11 protein-coding genes are annotated in these 17671 nt (G+C 45.2%); all 11 read left to right on the top strand.

Annotated features, from left to right (window positions below):
* Positions 1-825: 825 nt before the first annotated feature.
* Positions 826-1446, top strand: a complete 621-nt coding sequence (locus GJQ68_RS03300; RefSeq protein WP_162415888.1) for an RNA polymerase sigma factor — start codon at positions 826-828, stop codon at positions 1444-1446.
* Positions 1447-1521: 75 nt separating this feature from the next.
* Positions 1522-2610, top strand: a complete 1089-nt coding sequence (locus tag GJQ68_RS03295; protein ID WP_162415887.1) for a FecR family protein — start codon at positions 1522-1524, stop codon at positions 2608-2610.
* A gap of 173 nt (positions 2611-2783) precedes the next feature.
* Positions 2784-6215 (top strand): SusC/RagA family TonB-linked outer membrane protein, encoded by a 3432-nt coding sequence (locus GJQ68_RS03290; protein WP_162415886.1) that lies wholly within the window; start codon positions 2784-2786, stop codon positions 6213-6215.
* A gap of 18 nt (positions 6216-6233) precedes the next feature.
* On the top strand, positions 6234-7682 hold the full coding sequence (locus tag GJQ68_RS03285; protein WP_162415885.1) for a RagB/SusD family nutrient uptake outer membrane protein: 1449 nt from the start codon (positions 6234-6236) through the stop codon (positions 7680-7682).
* A 90-nt stretch (positions 7683-7772) separates the two neighbouring features.
* Entirely contained in the window at positions 7773-9197 is a 1425-nt protein-coding gene (locus tag GJQ68_RS03280; RefSeq protein WP_162415884.1) for a sulfatase-like hydrolase/transferase, read from the top strand.
* Between the two features lie 23 nt (positions 9198-9220).
* Entirely contained in the window at positions 9221-10639 is a 1419-nt protein-coding gene (locus GJQ68_RS03275; RefSeq protein WP_162415883.1) for a sulfatase-like hydrolase/transferase, read from the top strand.
* 103 nt (positions 10640-10742) lie between these two features.
* Positions 10743-13568 carry a hypothetical protein gene (locus GJQ68_RS03270; protein ID WP_162415882.1) on the top strand — a complete coding sequence of 942 codons (2826 nt, stop codon included), beginning with the start codon at positions 10743-10745 and terminating at the stop codon, positions 13566-13568.
* Positions 13569-13847: 279 nt separating this feature from the next.
* The gene (locus GJQ68_RS03265) at positions 13848-14432 is read left to right on the top strand and encodes an RNA polymerase sigma factor (protein ID WP_235941032.1); all 585 of its coding nucleotides are present in this window, start codon (positions 13848-13850) and stop codon (positions 14430-14432) included.
* Between the two features lie 195 nt (positions 14433-14627).
* Entirely contained in the window at positions 14628-14762 is a 135-nt protein-coding gene (locus tag GJQ68_RS23640; protein ID WP_394351269.1) for a RagB/SusD family nutrient uptake outer membrane protein, read from the top strand.
* Between the two features lie 73 nt (positions 14763-14835).
* Positions 14836-16422: a sulfatase gene (locus GJQ68_RS03255; protein ID WP_235941029.1), complete on the top strand. Its 1587-nt coding sequence runs from the start codon at positions 14836-14838 to the stop codon at positions 16420-16422.
* A 202-nt stretch (positions 16423-16624) separates the two neighbouring features.
* Complete coding sequence (locus tag GJQ68_RS03250; RefSeq protein WP_162415881.1) at positions 16625-17614, top strand: FecR family protein; 990 nt, start codon at positions 16625-16627, stop codon at positions 17612-17614.
* Positions 17615-17671 lie beyond the last annotated feature (57 nt).

Below are 17671 nucleotides of genomic sequence, written 5' to 3'. Positions count from 1 at the left end.
TCCGAACTGCTGTCGGCTGAGGTTCGTCCCACGATGCTAAATGCAGAGGGGACCATCCGAAAACGAGTTGTCTCGATCTTTGATACAGCCAGCAAGAAATCCTAGGAAATCGAGCAAAACGAGAACGTCACACACAGTATGATGATTATCATTTGCAAGATTCCCTGTCCTTCGACAGGCCGGCAAATGGCCGCTTAAAGACATTTACCATCGTCCGAGAATAAAAAAATAGTATAATAATTTAACCCCATAATCCTTTACCAAAAATAAAGAGGTGAAACTTTTTGGAGCTTTCCCATCTTTTTTCTACTAGTATTTCGACTAAGAAATAACAATAGGACCTAAGTTAGGCATAATTTTTTGTCTGGATATCCTAATATAACCTAACTTTTATCAGTGGTTCCGAAAGAGATCTTTACCGAAAGTGGGAAGCAGGAATGTTCAAATAGGTATAACCAGAATCTTAATGCGGTTGATATTAATTTCCTAATACCAAATTAGACTGAATTAGTGGCCGAACTCGTATACAATCTCATTCCAGGTCCGGCCGGGAATCAGCGCATGTAATGTTTAAGCACAATAACCATAAAATGAAATGATGAGTAGCGGTGCAGATAGATGATTGCCTTGGTTGTGCCAATCCTTTTCCTATAATCTATTTTTTTGGGTTTAAGCATTTTTGACCTGCATCGGAACCTTTTAATTAACCTATTTAGGGAATTAAAAGTATTTCACTTCTTTGTAAAAACAACTTTACTACCCATAATATTGGTTTGGTGCGAAATTTTTTTTTATTATTGAATAGCAAACCCAAATTAACTCAAATTGAGCCAACCTCATTCGCATATTGATGATAGGACTATTGCTGAAAGCAAGGATTGCTGGAGGTGTATTCAGCAGGATGATAAAACGGGTTTAGAGGGTCTTTATACGCTATTTGCCAATGAAATGATGGCTTTTGGGCTTTCCATTGTCCCTAACCGGACGCTGATCAAGGATTGCATTCAAGAACTTTTTATCGAGATTTGGCGGTACAGGAGAAACGGGGCAGCCGTCAAAAATGTGAAAGTTTATGTCTTTAAGGCCCTTTCCAATAAAATCAAAAAGGAATTGGCCAGGGAAAAAAAGCGACATGCCAACGATCAGGAACTGGCTGCAAATTCGCTTTATTATCAAAATGAAGCGGAGTCTGGGATCATCCACATCCATCCGGAAGAAGCCAACAACCGGAGATTGTCAGAAGCCCTTTCCAAACTTCCACCCAGACAGATGGAAGTAATTCGCTACGTGTTTTTCGAAAACCTTCCCAATGAACAAGTTGCCAAGCTGATGGGGATCAATGTTCAGTCCGTATATACACTGAGCTGGAAGGCCCTATGCAAGTTAAGAAAGCTTTACCTCCTCTTTGTTTCACTTTATTTTTCCCATTTAAGCTACTTCAGTTAATTTTTTTGAAAATAGTCCAAAAATTTAGGATAGATTTTTGATTTATCCGACACCTATCCATGAAAACATGCCTAAATGGATATTTACAACGATACAGTCAAAGGCCTGGTGCTAAACCCGGAGTTTAGGAAATGGGTATTAAATCCAAGTCCCGAACGTAATAAGACCTGGAAGCACTATTTGTCCACTAACCCCACATCTGTGAAGGATGTGGAGCTGGCCAGGGAGCTTATTTTGGAGTTGTTTTCAAACCAATACCCGCTTCAGGATACGGAATATAAGGAGATCTGGGACCATATAGAGACCAAAACCACTAAGGAAGACCAACAAAAGCAATTTGCAAAAGTAGTACCTATCAGGCAAGGGATTATACAAGAGAAGCCCACAAGCACCCAGGATTCTTTTCAGATAGGCTATTTTTGGCGCATTGCCTCCATATTGCTGATAGCACTGGGGGTAGGTTTTTTTACGAGCCGCTATACGCTTCCTGAACCAACGGTAGAAATTCCCCAACCCGTGAAGAAGGTCGTTTTCAATAACCCTCCAGGTGTAAAATCTAGTATTTCCCTCGCTGATGGAACGAGAGTAATGCTCAATGCGGGAAGCAGTTTATCCTATGAGGAGGACAGATTCAAAGCCGTTCGGGATGTCTTTTTGGAGGGGGAAGCCTTTTTTGAAGTGGCACATGACCCAGATCGGCCCTTTACGGTAAATGCAGGAGGAGTCAATACCACTGCCTTGGGTACTTCCTTTAATATCATGGCCTATAGGGATGAAAAACAACTGATTTCCCTGGTAACTGGGAAGGTATCCATAGCACTGCCAGATTCAAAAAAGGAAGAAATTTTATTGTCTCCAAAAGAGGCCATAAGTATCAGTTCGGACAAAATGCTGGTTTCCAGGACTAAATTTGATGAGGATGCCATCCTGGCCTGGACCAGAAAAACCATCGTGTTTGATGACACGAATTTGGCGGAAGCCATTAGGGCCCTGGAAAACTGGTATGGGGTCAGTTTTCATTTTCAAAACCAACCAAAACCCGGAAAGAACCTGTCGGGGAAATTCCATAACGAGACACTGGAAAACGTCTTGGAAGGCCTGAGCTATACGGCAGGACTTGATTTCAGGATCGAAAAGGACCAGGTCAGCATAACATTCAAATAGGAACCCAAAACTTCACTGCCTATGAAAAACTAATTCAGATTGAAAGTAAAAAAACCGAAGGTGCTGTAACACCTTCGGAAGTAGTTAAACATCGGGCCATTTGACGCTAATCAGTACCCGATGCCCGTTTATTCAACCATTTACACAATAGCCAAAATAAACCATGTAAAGATATGAAAAATCTTATACTTAGGCATGTTATACGCATGAGCAAATTATTTACCTATGCTTTTCTTTTCCAGTGTTTGACCATGGGCTTTTTAGTAGCCTCCAATGGCAATGCCCAGATCAAAAGCATAGAAGAGGTGGTGGTCAGGCTACCCCTGGAAGGAGTCCCGGTCAAGGATGCATTCAAGAAGATTGAAGGAGTATCCGATTTCACCTTTGTATACCTTACAAGGGAAGTCAGGAATTTGCCTCCAATTACCCTAGAGGACAAGAACCAAAGCCTTTATGAGGTATTGGTCGAGATCGCCCGACAATCCGGATTGGATTTCAAACAAATCAACCATAATATCCATGTACAGGCCCACCGGAAAGGACAGGAAAAACCGATCGTGTCGGTTTCTAACGTAGCGGTGGAAATAAGGGGAACCGTAACCGATGAAAACGGGGAGCCCATTCCAGGGGCTACCGTGCTGGTAAAAGGAACCAATACAGGCACCGCCACGGATATTGGTGGCAATTTCAGTCTGGAAGCAGAAGAAGGTTCGGTTTTGTTGATTTCTTTTATCGGGTACCAGTCCCAGCAAATTACGGTAGGAAATCAAACGGACCTTTCCATCACGCTCCTGGAGGATCAATCGTCCCTGGAAGAAGTGGTGGTAGTGGGGTATGGAACCCAGCAGAAGTCTGATTTAAGTGGCGCCGTTTCTTCCGTAAAAGGCGAAGACATGCAAAAAACGCCTGCAAATACGTTGATTCAATCCATGCAGGGAAGAGCTGCAGGGGTGGATATAAGAGCAGCCTCAAATGCCCCTGGAGGAGGAATGAAAATAAGAATCAGGGGTACCAACTCCATTAATGCTTCCAGTGACCCCTTGTATGTAATTGACGGTTTTCCGATCGATAATATTAATACAACCCCAGGTGGAGCAGGAAACAATGCCCTGGCAGCAGATCCGCTATCTTCTATCAGTCCCAGTGAAATAGAATCGATTGAGATACTTAAGGATGCTTCTGCAACTGCCATTTATGGAGCTCGCGGGGCCAATGGGGTGGTATTGATTACTACCAAAAGGGGTAAACTCGGAAGTGCAAAAATTGATTTTGATTATTCATTGAATGTCGCAAATGTTAGAAAAAAGCTAGATCTGGCCAATGCTGAAGAACTTGCCATTCTTACGAATGAGTGGGCACTCAATAACAATCAACCATTGATCTATGATGGGATCAATAAACCATTACCTGAGGAATTGGGTGAAGGAACTGATTGGCAAGATCAGATTTTCAGAACTGCCCTGACGCATACCTATAATCTTTCTCTATCCGGTGGCACCGAAAATACCAAATACTTAGTATCAGGAAATTACATGGACCAGGATGGTATCATCATTGAGTCGAATTTTAAAAGAGGAGGGTTAAAATTCAATTTGGATCAAAAAATAAATGATAGGATCAAAGCCGGAATCAATTTAAATGTTAATAAATCCATTAATGATGCCGTACCCTCTGACGGAAGTGGATTTCAACATGATTCACCTCTTTGGAATGCGCTTACGACTACCCCGGTGATCTCAGTCTACGATGAAGATGGAAATTACCTGCACAATCATGATGAAACAGTTAAAATCCTTGAAAATCCTGTTTCCATTGCAAGAACACGTACAGATATAACTGAAACCACCAGGGTTTTAAGTAATGCATTTGTGGTTTTCAATATTTTGGATGGGCTTGACTTCAAGACTAATTTTGGCACAGATGTGGTCAATTCCAAACGTGATGTATACATACCTAATACAGCCGAAACACAAGCCCTTCCCAATTTGGGAGTGGCATCTATTGGGACCATTCAAAGTAATAACTGGCTGCAGGAATATACCTTGTCATACAATCGTGAGGTTGGGGCAAAGCATAGGATAAACGGTCTTTTGGGATATACAATACAAACCAGAGAGACCGAAAGCGTATTGAGTAGAACAGACGAATTCTTTACCAATAAACTTAAATTCAATAATTTAGGAATTGGTGCCAATCCCAGGCCTTCTGAAAGCAATGCGGTGAATACGGCTTTGTTATCCTACATTGGGAGGTTAAATTACATTTATAATGACAAATATATTTTTACTGGTACGGTAAGGAGAGATGGGTCATCAAAATTTGGAGATGAAAATAAATGGGGGGTATTCCCTTCAGCAGCATTTGCCTGGAGGCTGGGGGATGAAAATTTCATCAAACAGTTAAATACCATTGAAGATCTTAAAATAAGATCCTCCTATGGGGTGACAGGAAATGAAAATATCAGTCCCTATTCTTCATTGGCTCTATATAATACAGTAAGACCGATCATCAATGGAGCACCAGTAATTGGGTTGGTTCCCAATAGGATACCTAACCCTGATTTAAAATGGGAAAAAACTGCCCAATTCAATGTTGGATTGGATGCAGCGTTTGCAGCAGGAAGGATTAATTTTTCCGCTGATTACTACATTAAGAAAACAGATGATCTTTTGCTTAATGTAACCATACCCAATCAATCAGGGTACGGAACATCGGTTCAGAATATTGGGTCGGTAGAAAACAGAGGTTTTGAGTTTCAAATTGGAATAAATAATACTTTTGGAGAACTGACCTGGAATTCCTCCTTCAATATGTCCTTTAATAGAAACAAATTACTTTCATTGGCTGATGGAACAGACCGGCTTCTTTTTGGAATAGGAAGAGGGGAGTCCGCACATGGGCAGACCATTGCTGAACCTGGCAAGCCTCTGGGTTTATTTTACGGGTACAGGTTTGCAGGAATCTGGCAAACAGAGGAAGAAATTATTGCTGCGGGAAATACCGTTGGAGGCATCAACAGACCGGGTTTACCTAAATATGCCGATTTAAATGGCGATGGTTTTAGAAGAAATGATGACGATAGGGAGGTTATAGGAGATCCCAATCCGGACTTCATCTATGGTTTTTCAAACGATTTTTCTTACAAAAACCTAACCCTATCAGTTTTTATCCACGGTGTTTATGGAAATGAAATAGCCGACATGAACAGGATAGGGTTATTGGCGCAGCCCCAAAAGCACAATGTTTACAAGGTCTTTTTTGAGGAAAGGTGGACGGGACCTGGTACAAGTAATACCATTGAGGCTCCAATAACCAATGCAGGAGAATGGAAAAATTTTAGCGACAGAGATGTATTGGATGGTTCCTTTTTAAGGGTCAAAACCATTAACCTGTCTTACAATTTACCTCCTGGTTTTCCAGGAATGAATCGTATCCGGAATGCACAGCTCTACGTGGCTGGCGACAATCTGTTCACCTTCACTGATTATACGGGTTTTGATCCAGAAGTGGATTTATATGCCTCAAGTAATGTACAAATGGGAGTTGACAATGGTGCTTACCCCATGTCAAAAAGTGTAAGGATAGGCGTTAAATTAGGATTTTAATTCAAGATGATTCAAGTCATGAAAAAGACACTAAAAATAAAAATTTATATCGTTATTCTGTTGGTATTTCCTTTGAAGTCCTGTAATGATCTTTTGCAGGAAGACCCACCAAGTAATATAAGTTTGGCCAACTTTTATGAATCGGAGGAAGATGCGCTTGTTGGACTATATGGGGCCTATAATAACCTTTATGGGTTGGTATCGATGGAGCCCAATTATGGTGAGATGATTGCTGATGATATGACCATCTCTCCGATTGTCCCGGATGCATTTGAATGGGATGAATTTACGTTCAATAGCGAAGTCACTGATGGACTTTGGTCTCAGTGCTATTCGGCCATAAACCGGACCAATGAAGTGATCCGCTACACAGAGGATATTGATTTTGAGGCGGGGAGAAAAGCAGATCTAATTGCAGAGGCGAGGGCTTTACGTGCTATTTATTATTTTCACCTGGCACGGGCAATGGGAGGTGTTCCATTATACGATTCACCCACCGTTGGTTTTGATAATATTTACGAACCAAGGTCTACGGCGGATGCCGTCTTTGATTTTATCATTCAGGATCTGCAAGTTGCAGCGGACGAATTGGAGCCTACAAGTCCTTCAGGACGGATAAATTCGGACATTGCAAATAGCTTGTTGGCAAGGATCTATTTGTATAGAGGGGATTTTCAAAACACCCTTTCCCATGCAGAGACAGTGATCAATTCTGATAGGTACAGACTGCTAGACGATTATGCAGACCTTTTCAAACCTGAAAATGATAACAGCTCAGAACATATTTATCAAATTCAATACCTGAGTGGAGAAAACAATAATCCATTACCCGGAAGATACGGACCCAGGGCTCCTTCAGGACCTTATGGCAATTCCTTTTGGGCAGGAACGACTATTCCTGGGTCTTACGCACCTTCTGCTGATTTTATAGCTCAAAACCCGGAATCATACAGAAGGTCTGTGACTATTGCCGATCATTACGAACATATTGACGGCGTATCCGGGACGATTACCATGCAAGAGGTGTATGGTGGGAGCTTTCCTTATTACATCAATAAGTTTGACGATAGGGAAGGGGAATTACAAAGCGGTGTGAATTATACGGTGATGAGATACGCAGACATTTTATTAATGGCGGCAGAAGCCATGAATGAGACTGAACCGAATAATCCAAAGAAATACGAATGGATAAATAGAGTGAGGGAAAGAGCCAGAAATGGTATTGAATCTGATTTACCAGACTTGAATGCACTGACTCAAGATCAATTCAGAACAGCCGTATTAGAGGAAAGAAGATTCGAACTGGCGTTTGAAAACCAAAGAGCATGGGATTTAAAAAGAAGAAATCTGTTTTTGGATAAAATGAGGGATCAAGGTAAAAATGTTGAAGACCATATGATGCTTTTCCCCATTCCTGATAGACAAACCCAATTAAATTCCAATTTGGAACAAAACCCAGGATGGTAATTTCTCTGAACGCTCAAGAACAAATTGTAAACAGATGATATAGGAGTAGGTAACCTTGCTTGCTCCTATTTCTTTAGCCTATTTTATACTATGAGATATTTAGTTAAATGGATATACGCCGTGGTGGTATCTTTTTCCCTTACCGGTAATGCATATTCTCAGAATAAAACCCCAGATCCCCCCAACATCATCCTGATCATGGCCGATGACCTGGGTTGGGGTGACGTGGGGTTTAATGGGAATCTATACTTGCAGACTCCTGAACTGGACAAAATGGCTCAGAATGGCTTAACGCTAAATCGGTTCTATGCTGCCTCTGCCGTTTGCTCACCCACCCGGGGTAGTTTCCTTACCGGCAGGCATCCGGAAAGGTACGGCATCACCCATGCCAATACCGGACATATGAAAGAAGAAGAGCTCACCCTCGCTGAACTGGTGAAAAACCAGGGATACACCACCGGGCATTTTGGGAAATGGCATTTGGGCACCTTGACGGTGACGGAAAAAGATGCCAATAGGGGAGGTCCCCGGGGAGCAGCGCACTACGCACCGCCCTGGGAAAATGGATTTGACGTTAGCTTTTCTACCGAATCCAAAGTTCCTACCTGGGACCCCATGATCACCCCGGAATCGGAGGCGCAGGATATTGGTAACAGGGTACCGGGCGAACATTTTGGTACCTATTATTGGACAGGGGAGGATGAAAAGGTTACGGATAACCTTACCGGAGACGATTCCCGAATCATCATGGACCGGGTAATCCCTTTTATCGATCAGGCGGCTGAATCCAACCAAGCCTTTTTATCTGTTATCTGGTTTCATACGCCCCACCTTCCCGTAGTAGCAGGGCCTGCTTACCGAAAACGCTATGCCGATTTTTCCGAGGACAAACAGCATTACTATGGCAGCATTACCGCTATGGACGAACAGATCGGCCGGTTACGAAAATTTCTCCGGGAAAAGGGAATCGCCGAAAATACCCTGATCCTGTTTTGCAGCGACAATGGGCCCGAAGGGCCGGAACAAATCAACCGGACCCAGGGCTCCGCAGGGCCGTTTCGGGGAAGAAAAAGAAGCCTGTATGAGGGCGGTATCCGCGTTCCGGCACTGATCGAATGGCCAGCAAAAATTGAGGCGGGAAAGAAAACCAATTTACCCGTTTCCACCAGTGATATTTTCCCAACCCTATTGGGTATATTGGGCATTGATAATCAAAACGGAGTAAAGCCCCTGGACGGTGCCAATGTTTTCCCCTTAATTCAGGAAAATAAGCAAACGAGAGCATCCACCATCGCTTTCCGGTTTCAAAACCAACAGGCCATTATGGACAACCAATTCAAATTGTATTCGGCGGACAACGGAGAAAACTTCGCTTTATTTGACTTGCTCAATGATCCCGGAGAAACTACGGATATCTCTCTGGACAAGCCCCAAAAGGCGGCTGAATTGTCCCGGAATCTTAAAAATTGGCTGATTTCCTGTGAGGAAAGTAACCAGGGAATGGATTACCAATAGAACTTCTAAAAAATAACCTAAATATGAAAATTAAAATTCTCTTTCTAGGGATTACCCTGTTACTGACCGGACTTGCTCAGGCCCAACAAGCCAGGGATGAAAAACCTAATTTCCTATTTATCTTCTCGGATGACCAACGCTATGACCTGATCGGTGCCCTTGGACATCCGGAGGTGCTTACACCCAACCTGGACCGTTTGGTAAACAATGGTTCCACTTTTACGCATGCCTTTAACATGGGTGCCTGGAACGGTGCGGTCTGTGTGGCCAGCCGGGCCATGATGATCAGTGGCCTTTCGGTCTGGGATGCCCGTGAGCAGGAAAAAAACTTCCAACAAATGGCCGATGAAGGCAGGTTTTGGCCCCAATTGTTGGAAAAAGCTGGCTACGAAACCTATATGACCGGAAAGTGGCATGTAAAAGCAGATGCTGAAAGCATTTTCCAGAATGTAGTACACGTTAGACCGGGCATGCCCAATCAAACCCCTGAGGGCTACGACCGCCCCAAAAGCAAGGCAGATACCACCTGGCAGCCCTGGGACCAAAGCTTTGAAGGATTCTGGAAAGGTGGCAAGCACTGGTCGGAAGTACTCGCAGACGATGCCCGCGGATTTCTGGATCAGGCGGGCAAAAGCGAATCCCCCTTTATGATGTATTTGGCCTTCAATGCGCCCCATGACCCCCGGCAGGCACCGAAGGAATTTGTGGACCTGTATCCGGTTGAAAGCATTGCCTTACCACCCAGTCATATGGACATGTACCCTTACAAAGACAGCATAGGACTTAGCGAGAATCTACGGGATGAAGCCCTGGCTCCTTTTCCCCGTACCGCCTATTCGGTTCGGAAAAATATTCAGGAATATTACGCCATCATCAGCCATATGGATGCCCAGATTGGAAAAATACTGGACGCTTTGGAGGAGACAGGAAAAATGGAAAATACCTATATCATATTCACTGCAGATCATGGCCTGGCGGTGGGCCACCACGGCTTGATGGGTAAACAGAACATGTTTGACCATAGTGTGAGAGCACCATTGACCATCCTGGGTCCGGGCATTCCAAAAGGCAAAAAGTACCATCAGCAGGTCTACCTGCAGGATGTCAGTGCCACCATGATGGACCTGGCCGGGATAGAAAAACCCGAAACCACCGTGTTTAACAGCCTTATACCTTATATTAAGGAGAATGCGCCAAGTGCCTATCCCAACATTTACAGTTCCTATCTTAACCTTCAACGGATGGTACGGACAGACCAATATAAATTGATTTTTTACCCGAAATTGAATAAAATTTTGTTATTTGACCTGAAAAAAGACCCGGAAGAACTGAGGGACCGCTCGGCCGATCCGACGTATCAGGGGGTAAAGCAGCAGTTACTGACCTTGCTGGCGATGCAGCAACAGACTTTAAATGATCCATTGGGACCGATTAGCTTCTAAGTGTGGAACTTGGGTACATTAGGATAGGTAGTCAGCGCGTGGTGGTTTGCCCGGGAATCTTTTTTAGCTGAAAGAACTCCTAAACGCATTTAACCGCTTACCCATGAAGAAAATATACGTTCTGATTTACGTTTTCCTTGTCATCCACTTGAATACCCTGGCACAAAGGGATGTCGCAGAAGTAAGAAATGATCAATTGCCTGCTGGCAATGACTGGCTCCTCAACCGGTCCAATCAGCCTGCCAGGGTGCAGGCCAACGAAGAAGGACACCTGGTGCTGCGCAACGGCCTGGTGAGCCGTACATTCGCAACCGTGCCGAACGGGGCGACCATCGGACTGGAACACCTGCAAACCGGGGAGTCCTTTTTGCGCTCCGTGCGACCAGAAGCAGCCATTCAGTTGGACGGAATTCGGTTCGAAGTAGGCGGACTTACCGGTCAACCCATTCACAATTATTTGCTACCGGAATGGATCGCTTCCATGAAAGCCAATCCGGTTGCCTTCAAACTGGTGACTCATACCGTGGAAAACACCAAGGAGCGTTTTGCCTGGAAAAAACGAGCCGAATGGATGCCGAAAGACATGCCCTGGCCCGCACCGGGAAAGGAACTCGTTTTTAGCTACCAATTGGACGAGGAGGCAATACAAGTGCTCTCGGAACGATCAATCGCGGACGAAAGCCGCAAAATCCTGTTTGAGGATGCTTTTGCTATCTTGCACGAAAATTGGCAGCGGGTTGAATCGGAGGCCCATGAACGCAATTCCTTTATCAACGAAGGTAAGGCGGGGGAAATCATGGCCTTGGCTAATACAGCGGTGTATGCCGAGCAGCCTGTGCTTCCGGAGGCCAGGGTGTTTCTGGCGAAAATTGATCCGGGTACGGACCGGAGCAGCAGTTGGGGACCGGGCCTCGGACTGGTGTTTTCCGACAAGGTGATCAAACTCAACCTTCGTCCCGGTAACCAGGAGATCGGGTTTTACGACGGGCAGCAGGAACAACGCATGCCCGGCCTGGAAAGCGGGAAACCGGTCTGGCTGCGGATGGAATTAAGACAGGGGCAGCTACAGGCCACTTGGTCTTATGATAAAGAAGATTGGCAGCCAGTGGGTGCGGTACCAATTCAGCAAGCTCCGCAAACAGTCCGCATTGGCAAAATGGATGCATCGGGCACCGATAAGGACCACACCGAAAAGGGGGAATTTGGGCGCAGCAAAATCGAAGTATTTTCCATGCTGGGGGAAATTTCTCCCGATGCAAAAGCTGCCGACCTGGCATCCTACCGCTACCTGTTGGATATTACCGTGAACGTGCATTACGAATTGTATGATGGTCTGCCGGTGTTTAGCAAATGGCTGACGGTTGAAAATAACTCTGACCAGCCGGTAATGGTCAATTCCTTTACCAGTGAAATCCTGGCAGTGACGGAACCCGAAAGCACCGTCGACAGCCGGGAGCAGTGGCAGCTTCCCAATGTGACGATCGAAACCGATTACAACTTCGGCGGCATGACCTCCGAAAACGTGTTGCGCTCCAGCATTGCCTGGAAACCGGACCCCCTGTACAAAACCCAGGTCAATTACGAGCGCACCATGCCCGTTTTGCTCGAAGTATCACCCAAGTACGGGCCGGAGCAGGCGCTAAACCCGGAGGCTTCTTTTTCCTCGTATCGGGTATGGGAGCTGCTACACGATAGCTGGGATCGCGAGCGAAAGGGGCTGGAGCACCGGCGGATGATGCGTTCCCTGGCACCCTGGGTGACAGAAAATCCGATCTTGATGCATGTCCGTTCCGCAGAGACTGAAGCGGTGAAAAAAGCGATTGACCAGAGTGCCGAGGTGGGATTTGAAATGGTGATCATGACCTTTGGGAGTGGGTTCAATGCGGAAGATGCGAGCCCGGAAAACCTGGACCGCATGAAAGAATTGGCCGACTACGCGCACTCAAAGGGAATCGCCCTGGGCGGTTATTCCTTGCTGGCCAGCCGCCGTGTCGGAGGTGGAAACGACGTGGTGATGCCCGAGGGGATGACTCCCCGGTTTGGCAACTCGCCCTGTTTGGAAAGCGGATGGGGACAGCAGTATTTCGAAACCTTGTACAACCTGTATACCACCACGGGCCTGGATATTCTGGAGCACGATGGTTCCTATCCCGGAGATGTGTGCACCGCAAGCGACCACCCCGGACACAAAGGACTGGCCGACTCCCAATGGAATCAATATCGGCGGATTGCTGAATTTTACCAGTGGGCCCGTTCCAAAGGGATTTACCTGAACGTGCCGGATTATTATTTTCTAGCAGGCAGCAACAAAACCGGGATGGGTTACCGCGAAACCAATTGGTCGCTGCCCCGGGCCCAGCAGGAAATCATCGAGCGCCAAAACATATACGACGGGACCTGGACCAAGACACCCTCCATGGGTTGGATGTTTGTGCCGCTGGTACAATACCATGGGGGAGGGGAAGAAGCTACGATCGAACCACTAAAAGCGCACCTGCCGCATTACGAGCAGCGCCTGGCCAACCTCTTTGGCGCCGGCGTGCAGGCCTGCTACCGTGGTCCGCAATTGTACGATGCGCCCGAAACCAAAGCATTGGTTGAAAAATGGGTGGGCTTTTATAAAAAACACCGGGAGGTCCTGGATGCAGACCTCATCCACCTGCGGCGGCCGGATGGCCGCGATTGGGATGGTATGTTGCACGTAAACCCAAGCGGGGAAGAAAAAGGCTTGCTTATGCTGTACAATCCCCTGAACCAGGAAATCACTCGAACCCTTAGGGTTCCGGTATACTATACCGGGCTACACGAGCAGGTGCAGCTGGAAGACCAATGGGGAATACCGAAGACCCTATCCGTAGCCCGCGATTACAGCCTGAAAGTGGAAGTCACCATTCCCGCACGGGGATACCGCTATTTTGTGTTAAAATAACCCCGCGCTAACGTACCGAAACCATGCATGTTCAGACCCTTTTTGTTCTTTTACTCTTTTTTACCGGGCAGCAAGCCGCGGCACAAAGGGCTGAATTCTTCGGACTACAAAGCGTATAGACCGGGGTAGATTTTACAGGAAGCATTATTTAATTCAGTTATTTTTTATAAATTTAATCATTGAGGTGAGATCTGTGAAAAAAGCTAATGGAAGTTTGTCCGGCAAATTTCGGGTCAATGCAACAGATACCATTTCGATCGATTAACGTAAACCCTGATAGTGAGACCGCTTATAAACCAAAGTGAGAAAGAGTTGGTACGTTCCCTTAGACAAGGGGATATGAAGGCTTTTGATGAATTGTATTACCGGTACCTGCCCAAGTTACTCGGTTTTGCCTATAATTACCTGAGTGATGAATTGGAGGCGGAGGAGACCGTACAAGTCATTTTTATCAAAATATGGGAAGTACGGAATACGCTGGATGAAAACAGAAATTTCAAATCCTATTTATTTCAATCGGTAAAAAATCAGTTGCTCAATAAATTAAGGGACCAAAAGAAAAACTGTACGATTGAGGATATTCCGGAAAAGTTTTGTGTGAGCACGGAAAACATTTTTGAAAAAATAACCTATAAGGAACTAGAAGACACTGCCGCAGAACTTATCAAACATTTACCCAAAGCCCAGCAAAAGGTTTTTGTTCTGAATAAGATCGATGGCTTGAGCCCCGACGAAATAGCTACCCGGCTATGTTTGTCAAAAAGGACGGTAGAACACCATATTTACCTGGCCACGAAGTTCCTCAAGGGGGAATTGATTCATAAAACCTCCCTTTACGGACCGCTGCTCCTTTTTTTCTTGTAAGGAGGCGTAGTTCTGGAAGAAGGAGTTTATTTCGGTATTAGGACCCAGCAACTTTTTTCTTTCTGTGGAAGGTGCGTTATCTATGTTCAACTCTGCTTACGCCTCAGACCGGCGGAGAAGCAGCAGGGATTACTTGCTATTATCGGAATTGACTTCCAATCTATTGATCCGAAGGGGAGGGGGCTTGCGAAAGATTTGATCCGTCATGGGAAATTTATCGAATTGGCCAATGAGAGGGGAAAAAGTGCTTTTGACTATCATGTGCTTTTTCCCATTCCACAAAACGAGATCGATCGGAACCCCAATCTGGAACAAAATCCCGGTTATTGATCAGGTAACGAATTTATGGCTACTTCTGGTCCTTAGATTCCAGTCGAATTACTATCTTTAATAAAAAAAAGCAATGACATTAAAATCCAATTGGATCCTGTTCACTGTCCTGCTGATGGCCTCCTGTCAGCAGGAGCAGGTAGAGCAGGCCGAAAAGCAAAAACCCAATGTACTCTTTATACTGGCAGATGACCTGGGCTATTACGATTTAAGTTGCATGGGCAGCGATTATTATGAGACACCAAACATCGACCGAATAGCTCATGAAGGAATGATGTTTACCAATGGCTATGCGGCCTGCCAGGTTTGCAGCCCCTCACGGGCCAGTCTGATGTCCGGCAAATTTCCGGCAAGACATGGAATCACCGATTGGATAGGTGCCAAAACCGGGGAAGCCTGGCGGGAAGCCGGAAGGTTTAATAAATTATTGCCCCCGGAAAACAAGGATCATTTAGACCTGGAATATACGATCCTTCCGGAAGCCATGAAGGCGGCAGGCTATACCACGTTTTTTGCCGGGAAATGGCACCTGGGCGGAGAAGGGTCTTTGCCTGAGGATCATGGTTTTGACATCAATAAAGGCGGTTGGGATAAGGGGAGCCCCATGGGAGGCTTTTATGCCCCCTGGGAAAATCCCTACCTGGAAAGCGGCCCCGACGGAGAAAGCCTGACCATGCGCCTGGCACGGGAAACAGCCAATTTTATCAGGCAGGAAAAGGATAAACCCTTTTTCGCCTTTCTTTCCTTTTATGCGGTGCACGCTCCCATCCAGACCACCAAAGAAAAATGGTCCAAATACAGAGATAAGGCCGAACAAGCCGGTATTGCGGAAACCGGATTCGAAATGGGACACTTTCTCCCTATCCGCCAGGTGCAGGATAACCCCGTTTACGGCGGACTGGTGGAAACCATGGACGATGCGGTCGGCCATGTGTTACAAACGCTCGATGAACTGGGTTTGGCTGAAAACACGATTGTAGTTTTCACTTCTGACAATGGAGGAGTTTCTGCAGGAGATGCCTTCGCCACTTCCAATCTTCCGTTACGGGGTGGCAAAGGCTATCAGTTTGAAGGAGGTATTTTGGAGCCTTATTTTATCAAAACCCCTTCTCTGGACAATGCAGGAAAAACCTCGGATGCTCCGGTGACAGGAACGGATTTTTACCCCACCCTGCTGGAACTGATTGGTGAGGAATTAAAACCCGAAGAACATGCCGACGGCGTCAGTCTGGTTCCCCTGCTTACCGGCGGAACGATCGAGGAAAGGCCTCTAATCTGGCATTATCCCCATTATGGGAATCAGGGGGGCGAGCCCTCGTCCATTATCCGACTGGGCGAATGGAAGCTGATCCATTACTATGAAGATGGCCGGGAAGAATTGTACAACCTGGACCAGGATTTGGAAGAAAACCATGATGTGGCGGCTGATCATGTGGAATTGGTCGCTGAGTTGAGTAATCAGCTTTTTGACTACCTGGAGGAAGTTGGCGCATTGTATCCTGAAAAAGACCCCCAGTATGATCCGGCGAAGGAACAAGAGTATCTGGACAGGGTCAGAAATGTCCGAATGCCAGCCTTGGAAAAACAACGGATGGAATTCTTATCCAGAGATTTTGACCCTGGTAATAATTGGTGGGGCAGTGAGGTGGATCGTCCATAAAATTGAAGTAGTTAATAACCCAAATAAGATCAATAACCATTTTTTTAGATGTCTTTGGTCGGAGGAAATGGTTCCTTTCAGCTTCAACTTTTGGTGAAATAAGTCTGGAATTTTATTCCCAATAAAGTTTTTCTTAAATTTTTTCAACTTTTTCTAAGTAAAAGGTTGGTTTCAGGTGTAATGCTTAAAATGAAATTATACCTTGAAAAAAGAAAAACTAATAAAATTTTTAAATAACCTTACCACAGCCAAAGAAAATAGGGAGGTAATGGATTGGCTGAAAAAAACCGGTTCTGAAGATCATTTTTTGAACCTCCTTGAAAAGGACTGGAATTTCGGGAGGCCTGCGAAAGTGAGTCACTCTAAGCAACAGCAAATACTGGATCATATTCACAAGTCCACATCGAAAAACCAGAAGGTTCATAAAGGGAAGGCAATTTTTCATCAATTTCTGAAACTCGGAAAGGTAGCTGCGACGTTTTTATTGTTGCTGTTTTCCGTCTATTTTCTGTATGAATTGGGATTTTCAAAGAAGGGAGAACCCATATTAGCGGAGGTTGCCCCAATGAAAATTCAGAAAAGCACTGCGGCAGGTGAAAAATTACGGCTGCTGCTTCCAGATAAGTCAGAAGTGGTCGTCAACTCCCTTTCCACCCTCACTTTTTATTCTGATTTCGGGATCAACAACCGGGAAATAATTCTAGAAGGTGAAGCTTTTTTTTCAGTAGCTCCGGATAAAGAAAAGCCATTTATCGTAACTACGGGTGCTGTGGCAACCACTGCCCTGGGCACCGCATTTAATGCTTATTCCCGAGCAGAAGGAGTTACAATTTCTTTAACTGAGGGACGAGTCAATGTTACCAAAAATGCACAGGTAATTTCACTTCTTCCGGGAGAGATGGCCTTGGAACAGCCTAACATGGCTTCCGGTTTAACCAAAGAAAAATTTGATCCGGTCCAAATGACATTATGGAAGGAAGGAAAGATTCGATTTCAGAGCAAACCCTTCAGGGAAATCCTTCAAACCCTTGAAGATTGGTACGGTGTGCGATTTGAAACAAAAGCCGTAGACAATCGGAAAGTCACCGGTTTATTTAACAATGAAAGCCTGGAAGATATTTTGACCGGCTTGAGTTTTTCGCTGGGGTTTGAGTACCAGATCAATGAAAAAAATGTAGTGATAAAATTCTGATTGCCTATGAGATAAAAACAAAAAGCAGGATAAAATTCCCATCGCCAAATGAAACAT

This window comes from Cyclobacterium roseum (assembly GCF_010119225.1).
GTDB classification, from domain to species: domain Bacteria; phylum Bacteroidota; class Bacteroidia; order Cytophagales; family Cyclobacteriaceae; genus Cyclobacterium; species Cyclobacterium roseum.
Note: the sequence above shows the minus strand (reverse complement) of the source record. Positions and strands in the feature narration are given on the sequence as shown.

Bases quoted from the DNA above. Each gene is read 5' to 3' on its own strand.
- GJQ68_RS03270 (WP_162415882.1), top strand. From the start codon at position 10,743: ATGAAGAAAATATACGTTCTGATTTACGTTTTCCTTGTCATCCACTTG.
- GJQ68_RS03285 (WP_162415885.1), top strand. From the start codon at position 6,234: ATGAAAAAGACACTAAAAATAAAAATTTATATCGTTATTCTGTTGGTA.
- GJQ68_RS03275 (WP_162415883.1), top strand. From the start codon at position 9,221: ATGAAAATTAAAATTCTCTTTCTAGGGATTACCCTGTTACTGACCGGA.
- GJQ68_RS03255 (WP_235941029.1), top strand. From the start codon at position 14,836: ATGACATTAAAATCCAATTGGATCCTGTTCACTGTCCTGCTGATGGCC.
- GJQ68_RS03295 (WP_162415887.1), top strand. From the start codon at position 1,522: ATGGATATTTACAACGATACAGTCAAAGGCCTGGTGCTAAACCCGGAG.
- GJQ68_RS03280 (WP_162415884.1), top strand. From the start codon at position 7,773: ATGAGATATTTAGTTAAATGGATATACGCCGTGGTGGTATCTTTTTCC.
- GJQ68_RS03290 (WP_162415886.1), top strand. From the start codon at position 2,784: ATGAAAAATCTTATACTTAGGCATGTTATACGCATGAGCAAATTATTT.